This is a genomic window from Pseudomonas sp. LBUM1657 (assembly GCF_059716075.1).
Genome location: NZ_CP166799.1, coordinates 6,292,877 through 6,315,274, shown reverse-complemented (window position 1 = coordinate 6,315,274; position 22,398 = coordinate 6,292,877). Strand labels below are relative to the sequence as shown.

Genomic DNA, 22,398 nt, shown 5'->3' with positions numbered 1-22,398 from the left:
GTCTCGTTAAGGCATCATTTCCAGAGGCACGGGGTACACGTTGTCCCGCGCATCGCTGTCCTTGGCTAAAGCTACCCAACGGTCGACGTCAGCGTTGTAGCGCTGGTAGTGCCGCAGTTTGGTATTGAGAGTGCGGATGAATTTCTCTTGGGCCAGGCCATCCCAGCTTTTCCAGGTTTCTTCATCCAGGTTCAGCACTTCGCTCTGGTAGGGCAGGTCTTCGAGGTACTCGCCAAGCACGCCCATTTCCGCCAGTTTGGCGTTGCCGTTTTGCTTGAGCTGGTTGGGATCGGCGCCCATGGTGGCCGCTACCGAGCGCAGGCGATCGAACATTTCGGTCGGCGAAATCAGGCCTTCGTTGGCGGCGTCGAGGATCTGTTTCATCACATCGCTCAAGTCGCTGAGCTGGGATTTCGTCAGCAACACCCGGACATCCGTAGTCGGGATGTTCTGCTTGATCAGGTCGCGGTCGGTGATCCACGCCTTGAACACGGGAGGGGCCTTGCTGTTGGTCTTCTCGCCCAGATAGGCGAGCTGCATGGCGTGACCGATCAGCGCCGCGTCATCGAGCATCTTCTTCTCGGCCGGGTCCTGCTTGGCGTTCAGCGCGCTGCCGATGGCGTCTTCGCCCATATAGGCGGCTTTCACCTGCGAGGTGATCGCGGTGGCCAGGGCATCGACCTTGCGCCCGAACTCCTGAATGTCGCCAGCGTTCACCGGGTAGTACAGCGAGGTGTTGGTGCCCGGATAGGTCGACAGATTCTGATACTGCGCCTCGGCCTTGGCGTGGTCCTTGATGCCCGCCGGGGTTTTCAGGTGCAGTGTGTAAATCGCCACGCCGGGGTTGGCCGCTTCGAGGCGAACCTGAGCAGCGCTCAAACCGGTTTTCGACAGTTTGTCGTCGCCTTCGATGGCGCCAGCGTCGGTGATCAGCACCACGTAGCGCGCGCCAAACTGGCTCCAGTCGACCTTGTCGATGCTGTGCATGACGCCGGCGTAGGCATCTTCATCGAAGCTGCTGCTGGAGATCTTCGCCTGCTTGAGGTCGGCGACCTTGGCCAGGAAGTCGGAACTGTCCTTCACCTGAGTCGGGTCGGCGTACATCTTGGTGGTGTATTCCAGCCCCGGCACCGCTTGCGTGCTGGAACGGAAAGCCACCAGGCCGAACTTGACCTGCTTGCCGAGGTTTTGCGATTCGATCTGCTGGTAGACCTTGCGAATCGCTTCGCGGGTGCGGTCGATGTACGGGTCCATGGAAATGGTCGAGTCGATGACGAACACCACGGCCGCGCTGAATTCCTTCAGTTGGCTGGCGGCTTTGTCCTCCGCCTCTTTACCGACGGTGGCGCTAGTCGCGGCACCGCCCTTGGCGCTCTTGTCGTCAGGCTTGCTGACGGAGGCGACGTTAAGCAGGCGCGTGCGGAAACCGGCTTCGGTCATGACTTCTTCGCCGCTGAGCACCGGCAACAGGTAGAACTGCTTTTGCAGGTCGACGAAGTACTCAGGTTCTTCGGCCAACACGCCCGGCGCTTGTTTGCCTTTTTTTAGCGTGGCCCGCAGCGGTGCGACTTTGCTGACCGGGTCCGGCGCATCGAGGATGCCTTCGACGGTGGCGCGCTCCTTGAAGAACAGCAACCGGTCGCGGTTGGCCGGGTTGGTGAAGGCCAGTGTCAGCTGCATCTTCCAGTCGGTGGTGCAACTGGCCGGCAGCCAGCCGATGGTTTTGCCGTAACTGTCGGGGCCGACTTTCAGCCACTCGGCATTGCCGGCCTGGCCACGTTCGTACACGTAGAAACGGCTGAAGGTCGGTTGCGCCTCGCCTGCCGCGCCACCCGCGGTCGGGCTGATGTGGCAACCCGGCGTGGTCAGCACGCGCTGGAACAAGGTCTTTTTGCCGGCCTGGATCAACGGTTTGTCATCGGCCTGGGACAGCGGGCTGATGCACAGCGCCAACAGTGCGGTGCCACTCAGCAGGAATCGACTCAAGGAGGAACGCTTCACTTCTGCAACTCCTCGAAACGCTGCTTGGCTTCGGCGTTGTTCGGGTCCTGGGTGAGGATGGTTTCATACCAGTACGCGGCGGTCGCATTGTCCGGGAGCGGGAAGCACTCGCTGGCCTTCAGGTATTTGGGGTCGTACTCGCGGGCATAGGCGTTGGCGATCAGCGAATCACCGGCCTGCGCACGGTTGGCGTACAGACGTTGGGCGACACCGCAGTGCTTGCCGGCCTTGGCCTCATTGATGATTTCCAGCAGCTTGGCGCTGTCCGGCGCCGCTTTGATGCAGGTCTGGACGAAGGTCAGCTCGGGCAGGCTGTTCATGCTGTCGAGGGTGCAAGCCTGGGCGTCGGCGCCGGCGGGTGCGGCGGCAGCGATAGCCGGGACAGGTGCCGGGGCGCGTTTGCTGAGCCAGAAGCCCACGGCGGCAGCCAGCAGCAACACCACCACAATCGCCAGGCTGATGAGACCTTTTTTACTTTTTTTCGCCGGTGCCGGAGGGGGGGTGTAGACGGGCTCGGCGTGCACCGATTCAACATCCACTTCAGGCTCGGCGGTAGGCAGAGTCAGTTCCGGCAGCTCTGGAATCTCTGGCGCGGGAGCCGCAATCGGGCTCGGCGTCGCCAGATTGGCCGCGTCGTAGGTCGAGCGCGTCTGGCCACCCGCGGTGGACGGCAACAGGCCCACGCCCGGACGAACCACCCCTTTATCACTATGCCCAAGGCCTTGCTCACGCAGTTCGATCTGAAACTGGGAACTGGCACTGCCTTCCAGCAGCGGGTCGACCACTTCCGATCCGATCAGGGTTTCCAGTGCTTCGCCACTGGCCCCCACACTGAAATGCGTGACCTTGAACCAGAACGGGTTGTTGCTCCACGCCTGCTGATCCTGCAGGTAGAAACCGTCCTGGTTGCGCTGGATGGAAAACTCCAGGCGCTCATGGGCACCTTGCCATTTCTTCACAGTGAGGCACGCCTGGCCAGGCACATTGGGTTCTAAGGCGAGCAGATCGACACGAATTGGCATTGCTTATCTCGCTGTGAAGGCTGTGAGCACATGGCCCAGCCGTTCATTCTGTTCAGGGGTAATTTCGCGGCCGGCACCGTGACCGGCGTTGTCCAGCGTGATGTAGGCCAGGCCCGAGAGCCAGTCGCCGAGAAACAGCTGCGCCTGGTTCGCCGGTTGCGGCGGCAGCACTGGCACTTGTCCCGGCCCGATGTCGGTATAGAACGAGAACAAGGGCGCCTTGGCGCCAGCGCGGCTGCTCGGACGTTCGCTCACCGGTTTCTGGATGTAGCCGAACCAGGACACGAAATCGCGCAGCACACGTTGTACTTCCAGCACCTGGCGTTCCACCAGTTGATCGCGCCGTGCACCGCTTTGCGCACGCTTGAGGACGGCGCGGCTCAGTTGGCCCGGTAGATCCTGGCGGTAGCCAGCAGTGATCAGTTCGTCGACCACCGCTTCGATCAGCGACTTTTCCAGACCCAGCAAGGTGAGCAGGCTTTGACGGGTGGTCAGTTCGCGCAGGTGCGCAATCCAGGCCTTGAAAGCGGCCTTGGCGAAACGGTGTTCGTTGCTTTGCAGTTCTGGCACGGGCGTGTGGCTTGCGGCAGTGCTAGCCGGCGCGCTGTCGAGTGTCAGGTCCCCGAAATCGAAACCGGGCTCGTTACCGTACAGGCTTTGGCTCGGTGTCGGGGCGGCCGGCTCATCGCTGGCGGCTGGTGCGTCGTCGGTTTCGTACACGCCGCTGAGGTACAGGTCACGCACCTCTTCGCTTGGCATGTCGAGTTGGTCGATGAACTCGCCAAGCACGGCCGGGCGACGACCCAGACCGGACAGAATCATCTGCGCCTGGGCTTTTTTGGCCGCTGCGGCGCCATCACCGTCGGCGTGATACCAAGTGCTCAGGCCGTGGACGGTCAGGCTTTCAATGCATTCGTCGAGTTGTTCGCGGATGCGCTGCAACTTGAATTCGGCGTTGGCCACGCCGTTGAAGCTGCTGCTGAAATAACTGATGCCGCCATCGTCGCTGCGCAGCATTTCCTGCCAGGCAACACTCGGTTTCTGGATGTGCTTGCAGACCAGGCTGTTGCTGGCAAAGCTCTTGCCCAGACCGTCGAGCCGTACTTGAAAGTCAGGGTTGATACCGATTTCCGGGCCGCTTTTGTCCTGCTGGATGAAGGCAGCATTCAGGCGAGGCTTGCGCACCATGAAGGTGTTTTGAAAGGGCGCGCCGGCCCAGTCGTTCATCCATGGCAGGCTGCCGAAGCGCTCGAGCATGGTCAGCTTGACCATGCCGTTCCAGCCTTCGTCGTCCTGGTCGGGGGTTTGGCTCAGCGACGTGGCCACACGCAAGTCGAGCATGGTCAATGCCCAGATCAAGCCGATGTTACGCTTGCCACGAGCCTCGGGGGTTTCACCTTGGGTCTTGTCGATCCAGCGGGTCAGCACCGGGCCAACGTCGTTGACGTCGCTCTGCTTGTTCGAGCTGGTGCAGACCACCAGGGCGTTCATTTCCTGATTGTCGGTGTAGCGTTCGAACAAGTAAGCGACCTTGCCACGCAAGATCAATTGCGAGACGGAGTTGTCCTTGTTTCGCGAATCCGGGTCGTTCGAGTTGGCGATTTCGCACAGCTGCTTGCGCCCGCGATAACCTGGGAAGTCCAGCAAGTCGACCTGATCGACGATGTCGTCAACCGGGGCTTCGATCAGACCGAAAGTCATTTCGGCGGTCAGCGCGGCGAGTTGCGCGACAGGGATACCCAGGCTGTTTTGCAGTCGCCCGTCTAGCTGTGGACGCACCTCGATCGGCGAGTCATCGGAAGTGCCGAAGCGCTCGAGGATGTCGACGTTCATGATGCTGTCGCGCTGACTGTAGCTGCCGTCGCTTTCGAAACGCACCAATGCATGCAACGGCGCGAACACAGTCTCGGGTAGCCCCAATTTGTGCAGCGTACCGGCCAACTGCTGGTAGACCCGGGTCAGCTCGCTCTGCTCACCCCACAGGATCGAAAACAGCTCGGCACGTTCCTGGAAATTCAGCCGTGGCGCCAGTTGCAGTGCCATGGGCCAGTAGCCGTGTTCGAGTTTGCGCACAGAGTTGCGGAAGTTTTCCCGCAAATAGTCCCACAGCGACACGATGTCATCGGCGCTGACGCCTTTTTGCAGCGGTCCGTTTTCGCGACCTTCGAACGGTTTGAGCGCGCGTTGGATGCGCTCCTCGTCAATCTCGTAGTTGATGCGTTCGAGATCGAAATCCTTGAACCAGGAGTTGGTCAGGATCTTCGCCAGTTCGATTTCCTTGAACAGTTTCAGCTCGACCGGGAACTGCAAGTCCTGGCTCGTCGTAGCGCGGCGGCTGAAGCGCGTCACTAGGCCGGTGGCTTCCTTGCCGCCACCCACCGGGTTGATGTGCTTGATGAAGTCCACGCGCTGGCCACCGAAGTCGGTTTCCAGCTTGCCGTTCTGACCGGCGGCCAGCGCCGAAATCAGGTAGGACTTGCCGGCCTGGGACAGGCCGAAAAAGCCGATGGTCATCGGCGTGCAGGCCACGCGGCCGAGGCTGTGAGCCAGGTTGCGCGCGCGGTGCAGGCGGATGTTCAGGCTGTCGGCTTCGCTGTCCAGGCGCGGCGCGTTGCCACGGGTCTGGCCGATCCATTCCAGCGCCTGACCGGCACCTTCATAAACAGCGGCCCAACTGGCAGAGAGCTGATGTTGTTCGGGGGTCAGGTCGTTCATTTGCGTTTCACACTTCCACTGTCGAGCCAGTACTTGGTCTCGCTCAGGCCGGCGTCGAGCAGGGTATTGAGTTCCAGCTCGAGGTCGCTGCGCGGGTTGAAGTTGACGTTGTTACTGTTGGATTCGATGTCGCGTACCGAGAGGCGGTCGCTGACCAGATCCTGCTTGCGGGTGTACTTGTCCGCCGCTTTGACTTCGAAGCGCACCTTGAGCAGCGGCGCTTCGCCGTTTTCACCGACCGCGCGGGAGAATTTTTCCCGGCCGGCATTGGTGAACCGCAAGGTGTACAGCGGCGAGGCGGCCCAGCGATCAGCCGCCAACTGGCGGAAACCCAGGCGCAAATCGCCGCGCATTTCCAGCTGTGGCGTGTCGGCGGCATCGCCCACGCCGATTTCCGGCAGCTTGATCTTGTAGTCTTCGGACTGGATGTCGCGGTACAGCACGTCGGCATCCTTGATCACGTTGTTCAGGTCGATGACGCCGATGTGCTTGACCGTCGAGTACGGCTTGAGCGCCGAGGAACGGAAGTAGAAGTTCGGCACGCTGTGGTTGGCGCACAACAGACAGAGCATCGCGCCGACGGAAGCAGTACTTTTCGGGTCGTCGATCCGGCCATTCTTGTGGAACGGGTACCAGCCGCCGGTGCGGTAATTCTGCAGCGCCAGGATGCGACCCGGTGGCAACGGCAATACCTTGCGGATGAACGCCTGGATGCCCGGCAGGCGCGAAGGCCGGCCAGTCAGCAACAAGACGTCGCACGGGTAATGAGCGACCACTTCACAGAGCGCGCCGAGGATCTTGGTGATGTTGATCTGATCATTGAGAAACGCAGCGTGCAGTTTTTGCAGATCAAAACTGATCGGCGATTCGTACAAGTCGAAGCCGTTCTGGCCGCCCACATCGCGACGCACGGCGGCGTTGACGTAGTCGAGCACGGTCTGGCTGATCGCGTTGTCGCCTAGCAACTGGCGATAACTTTGGGTGCTGACTTCCTGCTGGACTTGCGGGTCGTAATGCTCGTAGGCCTTGAGTAACGCCAGGCCCAGCGGTGCGAACACCTGCAGGTTCAGTTGCTGGCGCAGGATCATGTCCTGGGCGCTGACCGATTCGTCGCCGCACAACCGTGACATCAATGAGTCGGGCGATTTGACGCCCGCGTTCTGCAAGGTTTTCTCGAAACTGGGCAGGATGAAATCCTGAATCACGTCCAGCAGGATGTCATCGCCGGCCACTTTGAAGCCATCGCGGAAACGCTGCTCGGGCACGATGTGCACGTTGCTGCCACTGCCTGTGTTGCCGGCGCGGTCGAGGCGATAGTCGGTGATCACCAAATCCGTGGTGCCGCCACCGATGTCGATGGTCGCCAGGGTGATGCGTTCGCGGTTGGTCTTGTCGGGGCGGGCAATGGTGTCGAAAAACTCTTCCGGGTGACCGGCGAAGTTCTCGTTGACCTCGGTGTACAGGTACACCAATTGGCCGCAGGAAGCTTCGTCCCATTCCACGCGGATGCTCGGGATCGGTGTGCGCGGGCTGACCGCCTGATCCTGATGTGGGTCTTCCTCACCGGCGTGCCAACCGAGACTTTTCCACACCAGACCGATGGCTTGCTGCATGCGTTCGTTGAGAATGCTGCGCTCGGCCTGAGGCATGCCTGGCGGCACGGTCAGGGTGATGCTGTTGAGCTGGCGCGGCTTGCGGGTATGACCCTGGCGCGAGCGCTGGGCCGGGCTGTTGATTTGCGACAGCGCCTGGGCCAGAACCTCGGCGAGCATGAAGGTCATCAGCGAACTGCGCGAATAACGCGGCATGAACACCGGCAGACGATCGTCTTCTTCAAGGCTGTAGAGCGCTTCGCCGGTTTCGTTGATCAGGTGCGAAAACGGTGCCGCAGTGGCGTAGGGCTCGTTGTCGGTCTTGATGTACGAGCAGTTGAAACGCCAGCCGTGGCCGTAGGCGTTTTCATCCCACAGATAACGTTTCGGGCTGGACAGCCCGGTCGAGCCTTCGGTGCCGCGACGACGACTGGCCAGGCGACTGGCCTCGTTGCCGACGCGGGCAATCGTGGCCCACTGGAACGCATCGTGGCGACCGCTCTTGACGGAACAATGGTCCTTGCCGAAATACGCCTGGGCAAATTCCACGCGACTTTCGAACGGCAGGTTGTAGGTGTGTTCGGGGGTGATCAGGTCGCGCAGTTCCAGCACGTAATTCTGCTTCAGCCCGGAGCCGGCCTGACCGTGATTCTCGATCAGAATGCCGCAGGTGCGCGAGTTGCCGACGTCCAGCACCAAGTCCACCGGAATCGGTTTGACCAGGCCATTGCTGTCGTTGGCGACCACTTTGAGCTCAGGGATTTCGACCTTGGGCCGGCCAGTCGACGGCTGCGTCACCGAAGGCGTACTCAACAGGCTGAGCAGGTTGAGGTAGTGCGCCAGGTGATAGTTGGCGCGGATGTCGATGTCCAGCTCTTCGCGGGAGCGGTGGGCGTTGCCTTCGTTGAACACTTCCAGCAGCCATTCGTTGACCCACGGCTGCGCCAGGAACCAACGGGTTTCACTGGCCTTGGTCGCCAGTTTGAAGGACACGCCGGAGCTGATGTCTTCTTCGTTGGGCGCCAGGTACGCGGTGCCGTCGCGCTTGGGCATCACGCGGCTGTCGAAGGCCATCGTCAGCCGGTGGGTGTTGCCGTCGATGTCCGGCGTCGCCAGTTTTACCAGACGCATGCGCGACCAGTTGCTCGGACCTTCGTCGAAACGGTGCGGCGGCATAAAACGGAAAAACGGCGTCGGCAGCCAGACACCGTCCAGCAGCTCCAGGCTGCTCTTCATGTCGACGCTGAACGCCGGTTTGGCCTTTTCGACCTTTTGCGGTTCGGGCTCGTAGAAGTAGAAGTCTTTCTCTTCGTTGTACTGCAGGCGGCAAATCAGCCCGCTGATCATCGGCGCGAACTCGCCGGCTGGTTCCTTGCGAGGGTCCAGGCGCAGGGCGAAGTCCATGAACTGGATGCCGGTGTCACTGACGAGGGTGACGGTATCTTCGAATTGGGTGACTTCAGGCAACATGTCGGGTTATTCCAGTCTTATTCGCCCATTTGCCGCATGGACATGGGGAATTGATCTTTGCCATAACCGCCGGTGCAGTCCGCGACCGTGGTCGCTCCTTTGCGGCAGTTGACCTTGGGCATGTCGTAAGTGCTGCCATCGCCGCAGACGGCCTGACCCTGGCTATCGATGGCCAGGCTGCCGCCCTTCATGGCGGCGGTAACCGGGCCGCTGCAATTGACGCCGTTGGCCTGGTGCACAGTGACCTGGCCCTTGCCGTCCTTGAACTGGTACTCCAGACGCAGCGGTTTGCCGGTCCGGCGATCCTGAATGCCGGCACCGGCGCGGTACTGACCGTCGAGGAACTTGGCCGCGCCGTCGGCGGCGTCAGGGGGGATGCTCAGTGCCGGGCCTGCTTTGGCTGCTGCAGATTTTTCCGAGTCCAGCGGCGGGACGGCCGGGGGTTCGGTCTTGGCTTCTGGCGGTGTGGCAGGCGATTCGGTGGCCGGGTCTTTAGCTGGGTCTGCCGCCGCAGCGTCCGCCTGGCTGCCATCGATCGCCGGTGCTTGTGCACCGTGAGTGCCGACCACCGCATTACCTGTGGTGGTGCCCATGGCTGTGCCGGTCACGGGGACACCGTTCAGGACGTTGCCCGTCAATTGCGGTGCTTCCAGTGGTGTTTCAACCGGCAAGACGCCCTCGGGGAGAAGATCGACCGCCACCAGCGGAATCGGGACACAACCGCGCAGGCCGAGCAACAGCCATAAAAGCAGCAGCAAGAATGGAAGTAGCAACAGCCACCACCAGCGACGCCACCACGGGCGAACCACCGCCGGCACGATTGGCGCAACGACCGGCGCTTCGACCACGGGTGGCAGTGTGAATACGGGCGGAACCTGATAAAGACAGTGCAGGGGATCGCGATTGCGATCGGCACCGGCGTGCTCGAAGCCCCAAAAGGTCAGCACCGGTTTGCCTTGAACCAGGTAGACGAAGTTTTCGTCAGGGAAATGAATGACGCGTTTGAGCAACTTGCCGAACACGGCTTTGTCGCCCTGTTGCTCGGCAGGCTCCGTGCCCAGGAAACGCTGGCTCAACTCATCAAGCGCCCCCTTCAGGGCTTCAAGTTGGCGCCGGGCGGGTGCGCGCTCTTCTTCGGTTGCGCTGCTCCAGGGGATGACATCACCCTCAAGGCCGCTGTACCAGTCGATCTGGTTACCGAGCTCATCGCTTTGCGGGATGGCCAGATGATCGACCATGTCGGGGTTCTTGCGGCGAATGGCTTCGCGCAATTGCAGGGCCGCCCGGTAGACCGGTTGACCCGTTTCGCCCAGGGCACTGAAAGACCCACTCTTGCCACTGCGTAATAGTGCCCCGCGCATCCAAACTCCATATGATCCGTTGCGCAAAATTACAGGCGATAGGCCTGTTCTTGCTCCTGCAATTAGCTGGCGACCTTAATGTCATAATGATGTCGCCGTCAATCAGCCGATAGGCCAAAACCGTATGAGATTAGCGTAAGAAAGCGGGCGTTGCTTGGGTCGTTGTGTATTTGCCGGGGAAGGCTGGGAGGTGTGCGTTTTTTAATCTTGCTGAATCGTTTCATCAGCGCTATAAAAAATGCACAACTCCAAAAAAGGTTTTCTTCATGACCCCGCTCAAAATCGCCGTTGCCCTCGGCGCGCTGACTGCTGCCTCCCAATCCATGGCTTGGGACTACGTGCTGCTCGACACCGACAAGGCCGCGCAAAACTGGCAGATCACCAGCCAGCAACTCGGCGTCAAAACCGACAAACCCTTCTCCGTGACCCTGCGTACCTTGCACGGCGGTCGACAGGAGGGCGTCAGCATCGTCGACATTGATAACGGCACGATGAAACTCTCTGTGGTGCCGACCCGCGGGATGAATGTCCTGCAGGCGTCTGTCGGCAATGTGCGCATGGGTTGGGATTCGCCAGTCAAGGACGTGGTCAATCCATCCTTCATCGAACTCAATGGTCGTGGGGGCCTTGGCTGGCTGGAGGGCTTCAATGAACTGGTCGCCCGCTGCGGCTATGAATGGGTTGGCCATCCCGGTATCGACAACGGCGAACTGCTGACCCTGCATGGTCGCGCCGCCAACATTCCGGCCAGCAAAGTCACCCTGCACATCGACGAAAAACCGCCTTATGCCATCAGCCTGCGCGGCGAGCTGAAAGAGCAGGCGTTCAAGAAAGTCGATTTCTCGGTGGTGACCGAACTGGTCACTGAGCCCGGCAGCGTAGCGTTCGCCCTGAACGACACGTTGACCAACAACGGCGACTATCCGAAGGAATACCAGGCCCTGTATCACAGCAACTTCAGCACCCCATTCCTGGAACAAGGCGCGCGCTTTGCGGCACCGGTGAAACAGGTGTCCCCGTTCAACGACAAGGCCAAAGGGGATTTGCCCGATTGGCAGACTTACCGTGCGCCGACCAAAGACTATGACGAGACGGTTTACAACGTCGTGCCTTATGGCGATGCCAACGGCGACACGTTGACCGTGCTGCATAACAAGGCCGGGAGCCTTGGTGTGTCGGTTGGGTTTAATACGCAGCAGTTGCCGGTGTTTTCGTTGTGGAAAAACACGGATACGCAAGGGCAGGGGTATGTAACCGGGTTGGAGCCTGGGACGAGTTTTTCCTACAACCGTCGGTATCAGCGGCCGCTCGGTTTGGTGCCGATGATTGGGGTGAAGGAGCAGAAACAGTTTCAGATCCACTACAGCTTGTTGGTGGATAAAGGAGCTGTGGAAAAGGCGTTGAAGCGGGTGATTGAGATTCAAGGCGGGCGGGCGACTGAGGTAAGGCAGGCGCCGTTGGTGGATTTGACCAAGGGGTAGCTCTCCCTCATTTGCTGGTCGACAGTGTGGAGTGAGTGATGAAGACCACACGTGGAATTCACCACTCACGGGTATTTTTGCCAATGACATCATTAAAAAGGAAGCCTCATTTTTGAGGCTTGTGCGGCATCAAACAAACGCCGGATGAAATCGAAGTCATTCCAGGTTTGATTGGTATAAAACCGGTATTCCGTGTTTTCGATTTCATCTAAGTAGTAGATGACGTATTCCGCATATTTTTCATCGGCGTTGAAGCTGTAGCGCAGAGAAAGGGAAAAGCCTGTTTCTTTTAGTTTTACGAACGAGTTGTTGTCGTCATAAGTCCAGGAAAACTCGCCTTGTCCGGTCTTTTCGGTCAACGCTTTTACAAAGTTCAGAAATCTAGGCGGTAACATATTGTCGCCTTTTGGCCGGGTTAAGCTTTTCAAGATTCTCTTTGACGTTTTCACGCTGAGGCAGGCCGATATTGCAACGCTTCCGCCAAATGCTCGCGGGTGATCCCGTCGACTTGTTCAAGGTCAGCCAACGTACGGGCAACCTTTAGTAAACGATGGGCTGCTCTCAGCGACAATGTCAGTCGTTCACAGGCGGATTCCAGCCAGTTTTCATCGGCTGTGGATAACTTGCAGTGCCGACGCAGGCCCGGTAGATCGAGGAAGGCGTTGGCGCAGCCTTGGCGTTTGTGTTGACGCTCTCTTGCGTCGGCGACCAGCGCTGCGGCTGTGGCTGTGTCATCACCGGGTTTGGGCAAAGGATTCAACGCCGTGGCTTCTCGAGCGACGGTCAGGTGCAAGTCGATGCGATCTAGCAGTGGTCCGGAGAGTTTGTTGCGATAGCGCTGGACCATGTCCTGTGTGCAACTGCATTTGCCGCTCGGCTCGCCAAGATATCCACAGGGGCAGGGGTTCATCGCGGCCACCAGTTGGAAGCGCGCCGGGAAGCGCACGCGATCCTTGGCGCGGGATATCACGATATGGCCGGACTCCAGCGGCTCCCTCAAAACCTCCAATACTTTACGATCAAATTCCGGGAGTTCGTCCAGGAACAGCACACCATGGTGGGCGAGGGTGATTTCGCCGGGTTGCGGTTTTGAACCGCCGCCTACCAGCGCCGGACCCGATGCGGAGTGATGGGGTTGGCGAAACGGTCGCTGCGGCCAATGACTCAGCGGCACACAACTGGAGACTGATTGAATTGCTGCGACCTCCAGTGCCTCATTCTCTGCCAATGGCGGCAATAGCCCTGGCAAGCGGCTCGCCAGCAAAGTTTTCCCCGTACCCGGCGGCCCACTGAACAGCAGGTTATGAGCGCCCGCCGCCGCAATCAGCAGCGCACGCTTGGCCGAAAGTTGCCCCTGCACTTCATTCAAATCGGGATAGGGTTTGCTGGCGTACAGCAAACCGTCGGAAACATAGGGCTCCAAGGGCGTATGGCCATTGAAGTGCGCCACTGCCTGAAGCAAATGATCCACCGCAATCACCTTCAACCCCGACGCCAGGCACGCCTCTTCGGCATTCGCCCGGGGCACCACCAGCGTCCGCCCGGCCTTGCGCGCCGCCAGTGCTGCTGGCAACACACCGCGAACCGCCCGCACCGCGCCTGACAGCGCCAACTCCCCAAGACATTCCACGTCATCCAGCGTCAACGTCGGCACCTGCACGCTAGCCGATAGAATCCCCAAGGCAATCGCCAGATCGAACCGCCCACCATCCTTCGGCAAGTCCGCCGGCGCGAGATTCAACGTGATGCGCCGTGCCGGAAATTGAAGACCGGAATTGATGATCGCGCTGCGCACCCGATCCTTGCTTTCCTTGACGGCCGCTTCAGGCAAACCGACCATCGTCAGCGACGGCAAGCCGTTGGCCAAGTGGACTTCTACGGTAACGGCGGGCGCATCCACCCCAATCTGGGCGCGGCTGTGGACGATGGAGAGGGACATGGTCGTTCCTTGAGCTTTAGGGGACCGCTTCCTGCGGTTTTTGAAGGGTAGCCGGGTCGCGTGACGGCGCAGGCATCAAACTTTCGCAGGATGTTGCGAGTGCCTTTGCGGTCGGTGAAGCGTAAGCGAGCGTGGATTGCCGACGTAATCAGTCGTGGGATGATGTTTTTGTAGGACCTTGCTTAGATCAATGAAGGACTCCGGTGAAAGGTTGCGGACACTGAGCCGGGCTTGGTTTTCGAGATACACAAAGGACGTTGGCGGAAGACTGATGTGGGTCGGTGTCGAGTTTGCGGTCTGCGCGTTCGTCGAGGTAAAGGCGAAGCAGACGGCCTAGGTCTTGGGCACTGAACCAAGGTTGGATTTCGAGGAGAAGGGTGTGGAGGTGAAGTTTGTGGCGGGTGAAGACGTGGGGGATCAGATAAGCGTCATCGCTATTCATTGATACAGCTGCTTTTGCTGAAGGGGCTGCTGTCAATCGTCGCCAAACAATTGGGTGGCAGCTGTACGCGGGTTGGCGAACCGGAGCAAAAGGAACTCGGCAGACCCGAAGGTCTCCCACGCACAACCGCCATGACTCGATGTGGCGGAAGTAAACCCGCCATCGGATGGTCGTCGTGCGCCTTAAGCTTCGCAGCCTTCTTTAGTTCCTACAGGGGTGGTCGATCCAGTGTGGGATGGCTGGTAGACCGAGGCGACCCTATTCGCGGGCAAGCCCGCTCCCACAGGGATTGTGGCGTTATTCGGTCGGCGGACTGAGCTTCGCTTCCAACTCCGCCACTTTCGCCTCAAGACTTTCCAACCGTGCCCGTGTCCGTGCAAGCACGACCATCTGGCTATCAAACTCTTCCCGGCTCACCAGATCCAGCTTGCTGAAGCCGCTTTGCAATAGCGCCTTGAACTGGCTTTCGATTTCGCTTTTCGGCAGTGGGGTGTCGCCGCTGAAGAGGCGGGAGGCGGTGCCGCTCAGGGCGTCGAGGAAATCTTTGGGTGCGAGCATGGGAAATGTCCTGTCAACAATGACGGGCAGTGTATCACGCAGTGTCTATAGTCAATTCCGACTGCTGGCCATGCACGCTTTTCGCGCATGCGGACGGACGGCAGCGCACTGTTGTTGTGCGTATTCGTCGGGCCATTCAACCAAAGGGGCTGGCGGTCGTGGTCAAGGCGTTGAATTCAGTGGGTTTCGGCGAGATGGCAAGCTTTCTGCTTAGTCGGTAGTAACCCATGCACTGATGCAGTCGCTGTGACGAATGCAGTGCGCCGAGCGAAACGGGGAAGTGTTTCGTGCGGAGCGGTTAGCTGGCGTCGGACGGGCAGGTAAGGCCGACGATGCGTTACAAAGCCAGGCACTGCGCTTAGACTTGAGTCGGGTTTGTTTTCCTGGGGCAAGTCCACCAATTCGGGAGAGAGTTTTCATGAAGCTAGTCACTGCCATCATCAAGCCGTTCAAACTGGACGACGTGCGCGAGTCGCTGTCCGAGATCGGCGTGCAGGGCATTACCGTTACTGAAGTCAAAGGCTTCGGTCGGCAGAAGGGTCACACCGAGCTGTATCGCGGCGCGGAATACGTGGTCGATTTCCTGCCCAAGGTGAAGATCGATGTCGCCATTGACGACAAGGATCTTGATCGGGTTATCGAGGCGATTACCAAGGCTGCCAACACCGGCAAGATCGGTGACGGCAAGATCTTCGTGGTCAATCTGGAACAGGCGATTCGCATCCGTACCGGCGAAACCGATACCGACGCAATCTAAGCCGCCACAAACCCAACGCCCCAGGAGAAAACAATATGACTCTGCGTAAATTCGCAGGGCTAGGAGCCCTGTTGTCCCTCGTAATGCCCAGCCTGGCTATGGCGGCAGACGAAGTGGCGGCCCCAGTCCTCAATTCCGGCGATACAGCCTGGATGATGACCTCGACAGCCCTCGTGCTGTTCATGACCATTCCCGGCCTCGCGCTGTTCTACGGCGGCATGGTTCGGTCGAAAAACATTCTTTCCGTGATGATGCAGTGCTTCGCCATTACCGGTCTGATCAGCATTCTGTGGGTCATTTATGGCTACAGCATCGCGTTCGACACCACCGGCATGGAACAGGGCGTCGTCAACTTCAACTCCTTCTTCGGCGGCATGGGCAAGGCATTCCTCGCCGGTGTCACGCCATCGAGCCTGACCGGTCCTGCGGCGCTGTTCCCTGAGGCGGTGTTCATCACCTTCCAGATGACGTTCGCCATCATCACCCCTGCGCTGATCGTCGGTGCTTTCGCCGAGCGGATGAAGTTCTCCGCGATGCTGATCTTCATGGGCATCTGGTTCACCCTGGTGTATGCACCGATTGCACACATGGTCTGGTCCGGTAACGGCGGCCTGATGTGGGACTGGGGCGTTCTGGACTTCGCTGGCGGCACTGTGGTGCACATCAACGCCGGTGTGGCCGGTCTGATTGCCTGCCTGGTGCTGGGCAAGCGCAAAGGCTTCCCGACCACCCCGATGGCACCGCACAACCTCGGTTACACCCTGATGGGCGCGGCCATGCTGTGGGTCGGCTGGTTCGGCTTCAACGCCGGCTCCGCCGCAGCGGCCAACGGCACGGCCGGTATGGCAATGCTGGTCACCCAGATCGCAACCGCCGCTGCTGCACTGGGCTGGATGTTCGCCGAGTGGGTCACTCACGGCAAACCAAGCGCACTGGGTATCGCTTCGGGTGTGGTCGCTGGTCTGGTGGCAATCACTCCAGCCGCTGGCACCGTGGGCCCGATGGGCGCTCTGGTGATCGGCCTGGCCGCAGGCGTGGTGTGCTTCTTCTGCGCAACTACCCTGAAACGCAAGCTCGGCTATGACGACTCCCTGGACGCCTTCGGTGTACACGGTATCGGCGGTATCCTCGGCGCGATCCTGACCGGCGTGTTCGCTGCACCGGCCCTGGGTGGTTTCGGCACCGTTACTGACATCGGTGCGCAAGTCTGGATCCAGCTCAAAGGCGTTGGCTTCACGGTGATCTACACCGCGATTGTCACCTACATCATTCTCAAGGTACTGGACGCCGTCATGGGTCTGCGTATCACCGAAGAAGAAGAGGCTGTCGGCATCGATCTGGCACTTCACAACGAACGCGGCTACAACTTGTAAGACGCGCTCAAAAAACTTGCCCGGCTTGCCGGGCATTTTTTTGTCTGGAATTTGTCAATCAAGGAGCTGCTGAAAGGTTTTTTCGTACACGTTTAGTGGCGTTTGCGGAGGGCATTTTTCTGCGGCCAATGGCTTACAAGATTGAAGGAATATTAGGGCCTTTGTTTTTTCCCAGAGCGCGCTAGAATGCGCCCCGAACGTGCGGAGAACTGTATGTGGCAACAGACTCTGATTACCCTGCGGGCGAGGCCCCGGGGCTTTCATCTGGTAACGGACGAGTTACTCGCCGGCCTGCCTGAACTCAAGGCATGTCGGGTCGGTCTGTTGCATTTGTGGCTGCAGCATACCTCGGCGTCGTTGACCATCAACGAGAACGCCGATCCGGCGGTACGTCGCGACTTCGAACGATTTTTCAATCGTCTGATCCCACAAGGAACAGACGGCTATGAGCATAACGACGAAGGCCTGGACGACCTCCCGGCGCACTTCAAGGCCAGCGTGCTTGGCTGTCAGCTCAGTTTGCCGATTTCGGCAGGCCGATTGGCGCTGGGGACCTGGCAAGGCGTTTATCTGGGCGAGCACCGTGATCATGGCGGTGCCCGTAAAGTCCTCGCCACCGTGCACGGTGAAGGGGCATAAGCCGCTGGTTACCAGCGGTTGTAGAATTTTTTCCAGCGGCCTTCGACAGACGGCGAAGCTGGGCTATAACTAATCTGCTTTTCGCAAGTCATGAGGTAGAACATGAGCGACGATGATCTGGAAAACGACGACCTCGAAGTAGGCGACGAAGACGAGGCCGAAGAAGGGCTGGAAGCAGCAGCGGAAGACGTTGCTGACGACGACGGCGGTGATGCGCCGGTTCCGACCGCCAAAGGCAAGGCCAAGGCTGCTGTGTCAGTCGATGAGCTGCCGAGCGTCGAAGCCAAAAACAAGGAACGCGATGCCCTGGCCAAGGCCATGGAAGAGTTCCTGGCCAAAGGCGGGAAGGTGCAGGAAGTGGAGGCCAATGTGGTCGCCGATCCTCCCAAGAAGCCTGACAACAAGTACGGCAGCCGGCCTATCTGAGCCTGCTGCCTGCTTGTTGAAAAAGCCCGCCGTCGCTGCGGGCTTTTTCATGGGCGGAACAAAAACTCTCGAAGCCAGTTTGATCCATTGTGGGAGCGGGCTTGCTCGCGAAAGCGGATTGTCAGCCGCCATCAATGTCGACTGTACGGGCCTCTTCGCGAGCAAGCCCGCTCCCACAGGGTATGCGTCAGGCTGAGGCCGCGTTCCATTTGGCCAACAGCGCCGGCAACTCGGTCAGGCTGCGAATCTCGGCATCCGGTGCCATTTCGGCTTCCCACACCTTGCCCGTCGGGTTAAACCAGATCGCACGAAGGCCCGCCTGCTGGGCGCCGGCGATATCATCACCCGGATGATCGCCGATATGCACTGCCGTCTCGGCGGTCGCGCCACCCCGTTGCAGCGCCTCATGAAACAGTCGTGCATCCGGTTTGGCGATGCCGATGTCTTCGGCGCACAGCGCAAACTTGAAGTAATCCGCCAGCCCCAAGCGGCGCACATCAGCATTGCCGTTGGTGACCACGCCCAACGCGTAGTGATTGGCCAGAACCTCCAGCGTCGGCTCGACTTCAGGGAACACCTCAATCTGATGCCGCGCATGCAAAAACACTTCAAAACTCTTGTCGGCCAGGTCTGAAGCCTGCCCGTGGTCGTAACCTGCTTCTTCCAATGCATGGAACAGCACCCGACGGCGCAAGGCACTGATGCGGTGTTTCAGGCTCGGCTCGCTGCTCAGAATCCGCTCACGAATCGCCCACAAATGCTCCACCGGCAGGGCGCCAAGGTTCGGCGCATGCTCGGTCAGCCATTCACGCAATACGGCTTCGGCACTGACGATCACCGGGGCGGTGTCCCACAGGGTGTCGTCGAGGTCGAAGGTGATCAATTGGATGGTCATGAATCATCGCCTTTAATGCGTTTGGCCCGTGGATGGGCGCTGTCGTAAACCGTGGCCAGGTGCTGGAAGTCCAGGTGGGTGTAGATCTGGGTGGTCTTGATGTCCGAGTGGCCGAGCAGTTCCTGCACCGCCCGCAGGTCCTGGGAAGACTCCAGCAGGTGGCTGGCGAAGGAGTGACGCAACATGTGCGGATGCAGGTTCTGGCCCAGCTCGCGCTCGCCGGCGGCCTTGACCCGCACCTGAATCGCCCGTGGACCGAGACGTCGGCCTTGCTGGCTGACAAACACGGCATCGTCCGCCGGGTTGGTCATTGCCCGCAGCGGCAGCCAAAGCTCCAGGGCTTCCCGGGCCTTTTTACCCACCGGCAGCAATCGCGTCTTGCTGCCCTTGCCGAGTACCTGGACCATGCCGTCAGCCAAATCCAGCTGATCGAGATTCAGCCCCGTCAGCTCCGAAAGTCGCAGTCCGGATGAATAAAACAGCTCCAGAATCGCTTGATCCCGACGCGCCAGAAAATCATCTTCCACCGCGCCCTCAAGCAATTGCAACGCACGGTCGGTGTCGAGGGTTTTCGGCAGTCGACGTTCGCCCTTGGGCGGCGCCAGACCGTTGGCCGGATCGTGGTCGCAGTGGCCTTCGCGGTTCAAATAGTGATAGAGCCCGCGCACCGCCGACAGCAGCCGCGCCAGGCTGCGGGACGATTGACCTTGTGAATGCAGACGGGCGATCAAACTGCGCAAGCGCTGGATATCCAGAGCGGCCCAGCTGTCGATGTTCTGCTTGGCGCACCAGCCCAACACTTTGTCCAGGTCGCGGCGGTAGGCGTACAGCGTGTGAGGCGACACCTGCCGCTCACTGCGCAGGTGTTCGCAGTAAGCGTCCAGTTGCCGTTCCATGATCAGCGTACAGAGCGTAGGGAGTTGTTGACCCGTGGCAGCACGCGGCCCATGACTTCGGCGATGTAGCTCAGAAACAGCGTACCCACTGAACTTTTGTACTGCTGCGGATCGCGACTGGCGATGGCCAGGACGCCGTGGATGCCTTGATGGCTGATGGCGACGACGGCGGTGGAACCGATCTGCTTGCGCTGTTCTTCGCCGAACAGGAAGTCCAGTTCATGCTCTCGCAGGCTGCCGCTGACGCTTTTGTCTTCCGAGAGCAAGCCGCCAATCGCCGTTTGCGCCTCGGCATGGGTCACCCAACGGCCTACCGGCATCGGGTTGTCACCCAGCAGGATAAGGCTGACAAAAGGCACCTGGAAGTCCTGGCGCAGACTGTCTTCGACGCTGATCACCACGTCTTCCAGGCTGGTGGCGTCCATCAGCGCGAGAATCAGGCGGCGGGTTTTGTCGAACAGCCGGTCGTTGTCCCGGGCCACGTCCATCAAGTGCGAAAGGCGATGACGCAGCTCGATATTGCGGTCGCGCAGGATGGTCATCTGGCGCTCGACCAGCGAAATCGTGTCACCGCGCTGGTGTGGAATGCGCATGGCCGGGAGCAGTTCTTCGTGCTCGACGAAGAAATCCGGATGAGCCTCCAGGTACGCGGCAATCGCCGCCGCCTCAAGGCTTTCGGAAGGGGATTCGTCGGGCTGTTGGGCGGGAACCTGAGGCTTATCTTTCATGGGTTTAGCTCACTCAAAGACGCACTTGTCCTTCGTATACGCGTACTGCCGGGCCGGTCATCATGACCGGTTGGCCAGGGCCTGCCCATTCAATGGACAAACGCCCGCCGGGCAGGTCGATCAATAGTGGCGAATCCATCCACCCCTGGCTGATCGCGGCCACTGCGGCGGCACAGGCGCCGGTTCCGCAGGCCTGGGTTTCCCCGGCTCCGCGTTCCCAGACGCGCAACTGCGCGCGGTTCCGGTCGATGACCTGGAGAAAGCCGACATTGACCCGCGATGGAAAGCGCGGGTGATGTTCGATTTTCGGCCCCAGTTCATGCACCGGTGCATTGTTGATGTCGCTGACCCGCAGCACGGCATGGGGGTTGCCCATGGAGACGGCGGCCAGATCGACCGGGGTGCCATCGACGTCGACCTGATAGCTCAGGGCCTGTTCCGGCGCGTCGAATGGAATGTCGGCCGGCACCAGGCGCGGTGCGCCCATGTTGACACCGATTTGGCCGTCGCTGCGGATTTCCAGTTCGATGATGCCGCTTTTGGTTTCCACGCGGATCTGCCGTTTCGCGGTCAGGCGCTTGTCGAGCACGAAGCGGGCGAAACAGCGCGCACCGTTGCCGCACTGTTCCACCTCGGAGCCGTCGGAATTGAAGATCCGATAGCGGAAATCCACGTCCGGGTTGCTCGGCGCTTCGACGATCAGCAACTGGTCGAAACCGATACCCGTGTGCCGATCGCCCCATTGCTTGGCGTGCTTGGGCAGGATGTGCGCGTGCTGGCTGACCAGGTCAAGGACCATGAAGTCATTGCCCAGGCCGTGCATCTTGGTAAAACGCAGCAGCATGGTTTTACTCCGGCAGCAGGCTTTCGCCAGCAAACAACTCGGCTACCGTCTCACGGCGACGCACTTCAATTGCCTGATCACCGTCCACCAACACTTCAGCGGCGCGGCCGCGGGTGTTGTAGTTGGAACTCATGACAAACCCATAGGCACCGGCCGAATGCACGGCCAGCAAGTCGCCTTCTTCCAGGGCCAACTGACGATCCTTGGCCAGGAAGTCGCCGGTTTCGCAGATCGGCCCGACGATGTCGTAGGCGCGAGCCGCGGTATCGCGCGGGCGCACAGCGGTGACGTCCATCCAGGCCTGGTACAGCGCCGGGCGGATCAGGTCGTTCATGGCCGCATCGACGATGGCGAAGTCTTTATGTTCGGTGTGCTTGAGGTACTCGACCTGGGTCAGCAGCACGCCGGCGTTGGCGACGATGAAGCGGCCCGGCTCGAACACCAATGCCAGGTCGCGACCGTCGAGACGCTCGCGCACGGCTTTGATGTAGTCGGCAGCCAGTGGTGGCTCTTCATCGCGATAACGCACACCCAAACCGCCACCGAGATCGATGTGGCGCAGGTAGATGCCGCAATCGCCAAGGCGGTCGACCAGGCCCAGCAGGCGGTCGAGCGCGTCGATGAAGGGTGGCAGGGTGGTCAGTTGCGAGCCGATGTGGCAATCGACACCGACCACTTCCAGGTTAGGCAGCTGGGCGGCGCGGATGTACACGTCTTCGGCGTCGGCAATGGCGATGCCGAACTTGTTTTCTTTCAGGCCGGTGGAAATGTACGGGTGAGTGCCGGCATCGACGTCCGGGTTCACACGCAGCGAGATCGGCGCGCGAACACCCAGCTCGGCGGCGACCACTTGCAGGCGTTCCAGCTCGTCGGTGGATTCAACGTTGAAGCAATGCACGCCGACTTCCAGGGCGCGACGCATGTCGTCACGGGTCTTGCCGACACCGGAGAACACGATCTTGTCGGCGCTGCCACCAGCGGCCAGTACGCGTTCCAGCTCACCACGGGAAACAATGTCGAAACCGGCGCCGAGACGCGCCAGGACATTCAGTACACCGAGGTTGGAGTTGGCCTTGACCGCAAAGCAGACCAGGTGCGGCATGCCGTCCAGCGCATCGGCGTAAGCCAGGTACTGGGCTTCGATATGCGCACGGGAGTAGACGTAGGTCGGTGTGCCAAAGCGTTCGGCGATGGCGGACAGGGCAACACCTTCCGCGAACAGCTCGCCGTCACGGTAGTTAAAAGCGTCCATGGCGTTC

The 22,398-nt window shown here is 60.2% G+C and carries 18 protein-coding genes and 1 pseudogene; 5 read left to right on the top strand and 14 right to left on the bottom strand.

All coding sequences use genetic code 11. The annotated features are described in order from the left end of the window. Positions 1–6: 6 nt before the first annotated feature. From ACA055_RS29210 to ACA055_RS29190, 5 genes are read right to left on the bottom strand one after another with little or no spacing between them, the layout of a single operon-like run. The gene (locus tag ACA055_RS29210; RefSeq protein WP_497681682.1) at positions 7–2,001 is read right to left on the bottom strand and encodes a vWA domain-containing protein; all 1,995 of its coding nucleotides are present in this window, start codon (positions 1,999–2,001) and stop codon (positions 7–9) included. Beyond that, the gene (locus ACA055_RS29205) at positions 1,998–3,023 is read right to left on the bottom strand and encodes a hypothetical protein (protein ID WP_497681681.1); all 1,026 of its coding nucleotides are present in this window, start codon (positions 3,021–3,023) and stop codon (positions 1,998–2,000) included. Before ACA055_RS29205 ends, ACA055_RS29210 begins: the two co-directional genes overlap by 4 nt. 3 nt (positions 3,024–3,026) lie before the next feature. Beyond that, on the bottom strand, positions 3,027–5,738 hold the full coding sequence (locus tag ACA055_RS29200) for a putative virulence factor (RefSeq protein ID WP_497681680.1): 2,712 nt from the start codon (positions 5,736–5,738) through the stop codon (positions 3,027–3,029). Next, on the bottom strand, positions 5,735–8,800 hold the full coding sequence (locus ACA055_RS29195; protein ID WP_497681679.1) for a virulence factor SrfB: 3,066 nt from the start codon (positions 8,798–8,800) through the stop codon (positions 5,735–5,737). The genes ACA055_RS29200 and ACA055_RS29195 overlap by 4 nt, the downstream gene beginning before the upstream one ends. A gap of 17 nt (positions 8,801–8,817) precedes the next feature. Next, the gene (locus ACA055_RS29190) at positions 8,818–10,161 is read right to left on the bottom strand and encodes an SrfA family protein (protein WP_497681678.1); all 1,344 of its coding nucleotides are present in this window, start codon (positions 10,159–10,161) and stop codon (positions 8,818–8,820) included. A 266-nt stretch (positions 10,162–10,427) separates the two neighbouring features. Between ACA055_RS29190 and ACA055_RS29185 the strand changes: the two genes are divergently transcribed. Then, positions 10,428–11,642, top strand: coding sequence for an aldose 1-epimerase family protein (locus ACA055_RS29185; RefSeq protein WP_497681677.1), 1,215 nt, complete (start codon positions 10,428–10,430; stop codon positions 11,640–11,642). A 92-nt stretch (positions 11,643–11,734) separates the two neighbouring features. Here ACA055_RS29185 and ACA055_RS29180 read toward each other — a convergent pair whose 3' ends face one another. From ACA055_RS29180 to ACA055_RS29165, 4 genes and pseudogenes are all read right to left on the bottom strand, one after another. Then, positions 11,735–12,070 carry a hypothetical protein gene (locus ACA055_RS29180; RefSeq protein WP_497681676.1) on the bottom strand — a complete coding sequence of 112 codons (336 nt, stop codon included), beginning with the start codon at positions 12,068–12,070 and terminating at the stop codon, positions 11,735–11,737. Between the two features lie 17 nt (positions 12,071–12,087). Then, positions 12,088–13,581 carry a YifB family Mg chelatase-like AAA ATPase gene (locus tag ACA055_RS29175; protein WP_497681675.1) on the bottom strand — a complete coding sequence of 498 codons (1,494 nt, stop codon included), beginning with the start codon at positions 13,579–13,581 and terminating at the stop codon, positions 12,088–12,090. A gap of 262 nt (positions 13,582–13,843) precedes the next feature. Next, positions 13,844–14,023 (bottom strand): annotated as a pseudogene (locus ACA055_RS29170) (BRO-N domain-containing protein); the annotation flags it as partial. A 297-nt stretch (positions 14,024–14,320) separates the two neighbouring features. Beyond that, positions 14,321–14,581, bottom strand: a complete 261-nt coding sequence (locus ACA055_RS29165; RefSeq protein ID WP_497681674.1) for an accessory factor UbiK family protein — start codon at positions 14,579–14,581, stop codon at positions 14,321–14,323. A gap of 418 nt (positions 14,582–14,999) precedes the next feature. Here ACA055_RS29165 and glnK point away from each other — a divergent pair, with 418 nt between their 5' ends. From glnK to sutA, 4 genes are all read left to right on the top strand, one after another. Continuing rightward, complete coding sequence (gene glnK / locus ACA055_RS29160; protein ID WP_002555808.1) at positions 15,000–15,338, top strand: P-II family nitrogen regulator; 339 nt, start codon at positions 15,000–15,002, stop codon at positions 15,336–15,338. 35 nt (positions 15,339–15,373) lie between these two features. After that, the gene (locus ACA055_RS29155; RefSeq protein WP_497681673.1) at positions 15,374–16,711 is read left to right on the top strand and encodes an ammonium transporter; all 1,338 of its coding nucleotides are present in this window, start codon (positions 15,374–15,376) and stop codon (positions 16,709–16,711) included. A gap of 213 nt (positions 16,712–16,924) precedes the next feature. Beyond that, positions 16,925–17,350: a secondary thiamine-phosphate synthase enzyme YjbQ gene (locus ACA055_RS29150; RefSeq protein ID WP_007989493.1), complete on the top strand. Its 426-nt coding sequence runs from the start codon at positions 16,925–16,927 to the stop codon at positions 17,348–17,350. A gap of 102 nt (positions 17,351–17,452) precedes the next feature. Then, positions 17,453–17,776: a dormancy-specific transcriptional regulator SutA gene (sutA, locus tag ACA055_RS29145; RefSeq protein ID WP_403024226.1), complete on the top strand. Its 324-nt coding sequence runs from the start codon at positions 17,453–17,455 to the stop codon at positions 17,774–17,776. Positions 17,777–17,963: 187 nt separating this feature from the next. Here the strand turns inward: sutA and ACA055_RS29140 are convergent, their stop codons facing one another. The 5 genes from ACA055_RS29140 to lysA are packed head-to-tail and all read right to left on the bottom strand — an operon-like array spanning position 17,964 to position 22,391. Then, the gene (locus tag ACA055_RS29140) at positions 17,964–18,671 is read right to left on the bottom strand and encodes an HAD family hydrolase (RefSeq protein WP_497681672.1); all 708 of its coding nucleotides are present in this window, start codon (positions 18,669–18,671) and stop codon (positions 17,964–17,966) included. Further along, positions 18,668–19,567: a tyrosine recombinase XerC gene (xerC, locus tag ACA055_RS29135; protein WP_497681671.1), complete on the bottom strand. Its 900-nt coding sequence runs from the start codon at positions 19,565–19,567 to the stop codon at positions 18,668–18,670. The genes ACA055_RS29140 and xerC overlap by 4 nt, the downstream gene beginning before the upstream one ends. 2 nt (positions 19,568–19,569) lie before the next feature. Beyond that, entirely contained in the window at positions 19,570–20,295 is a 726-nt protein-coding gene (locus tag ACA055_RS29130) for a DUF484 family protein (protein WP_497681670.1), read from the bottom strand. A 13-nt stretch (positions 20,296–20,308) separates the two neighbouring features. After that, complete coding sequence (gene dapF / locus ACA055_RS29125) at positions 20,309–21,139, bottom strand: diaminopimelate epimerase (RefSeq protein WP_497681669.1); 831 nt, start codon at positions 21,137–21,139, stop codon at positions 20,309–20,311. A 4-nt stretch (positions 21,140–21,143) separates the two neighbouring features. Further along, a complete protein-coding gene (gene lysA / locus ACA055_RS29120) occupies positions 21,144–22,391 on the bottom strand; it encodes a diaminopimelate decarboxylase (RefSeq protein WP_497681668.1) in 1,248 nt (415 codons plus the stop codon). Positions 22,392–22,398 lie beyond the last annotated feature (7 nt).

Coding starts and splice junctions, on each gene's coding strand:
- ACA055_RS29205 (WP_497681681.1), bottom strand. CDS start 3,023: ATGCCAATTCGTGTCGATCTGCTCGCCTTAGAACCCAATGTGCCTGGC.
- ACA055_RS29200 (WP_497681680.1), bottom strand. CDS start 5,738: ATGAACGACCTGACCCCCGAACAACATCAGCTCTCTGCCAGTTGGGCC.
- ACA055_RS29195 (WP_497681679.1), bottom strand. CDS start 8,800: ATGTTGCCTGAAGTCACCCAATTCGAAGATACCGTCACCCTCGTCAGT.
- ACA055_RS29190 (WP_497681678.1), bottom strand. CDS start 10,161: ATGCGCGGGGCACTATTACGCAGTGGCAAGAGTGGGTCTTTCAGTGCC.
- ACA055_RS29185 (WP_497681677.1), top strand. CDS start 10,428: ATGACCCCGCTCAAAATCGCCGTTGCCCTCGGCGCGCTGACTGCTGCC.
- ACA055_RS29175 (WP_497681675.1), bottom strand. CDS start 13,581: ATGTCCCTCTCCATCGTCCACAGCCGCGCCCAGATTGGGGTGGATGCG.
- ACA055_RS29165 (WP_497681674.1), bottom strand. CDS start 14,581: ATGCTCGCACCCAAAGATTTCCTCGACGCCCTGAGCGGCACCGCCTCC.
- glnK (WP_002555808.1), top strand. CDS start 15,000: ATGAAGCTAGTCACTGCCATCATCAAGCCGTTCAAACTGGACGACGTG.
- ACA055_RS29155 (WP_497681673.1), top strand. CDS start 15,374: ATGACTCTGCGTAAATTCGCAGGGCTAGGAGCCCTGTTGTCCCTCGTA.
- ACA055_RS29150 (WP_007989493.1), top strand. CDS start 16,925: ATGTGGCAACAGACTCTGATTACCCTGCGGGCGAGGCCCCGGGGCTTT.
- sutA (WP_403024226.1), top strand. CDS start 17,453: ATGAGCGACGATGATCTGGAAAACGACGACCTCGAAGTAGGCGACGAA.
- ACA055_RS29140 (WP_497681672.1), bottom strand. CDS start 18,671: ATGACCATCCAATTGATCACCTTCGACCTCGACGACACCCTGTGGGAC.
- xerC (WP_497681671.1), bottom strand. CDS start 19,567: ATGGAACGGCAACTGGACGCTTACTGCGAACACCTGCGCAGTGAGCGG.
- ACA055_RS29130 (WP_497681670.1), bottom strand. CDS start 20,295: ATGAAAGATAAGCCTCAGGTTCCCGCCCAACAGCCCGACGAATCCCCT.
- dapF (WP_497681669.1), bottom strand. CDS start 21,139: ATGCTGCTGCGTTTTACCAAGATGCACGGCCTGGGCAATGACTTCATG.
- lysA (WP_497681668.1), bottom strand. CDS start 22,391: ATGGACGCTTTTAACTACCGTGACGGCGAGCTGTTCGCGGAAGGTGTT.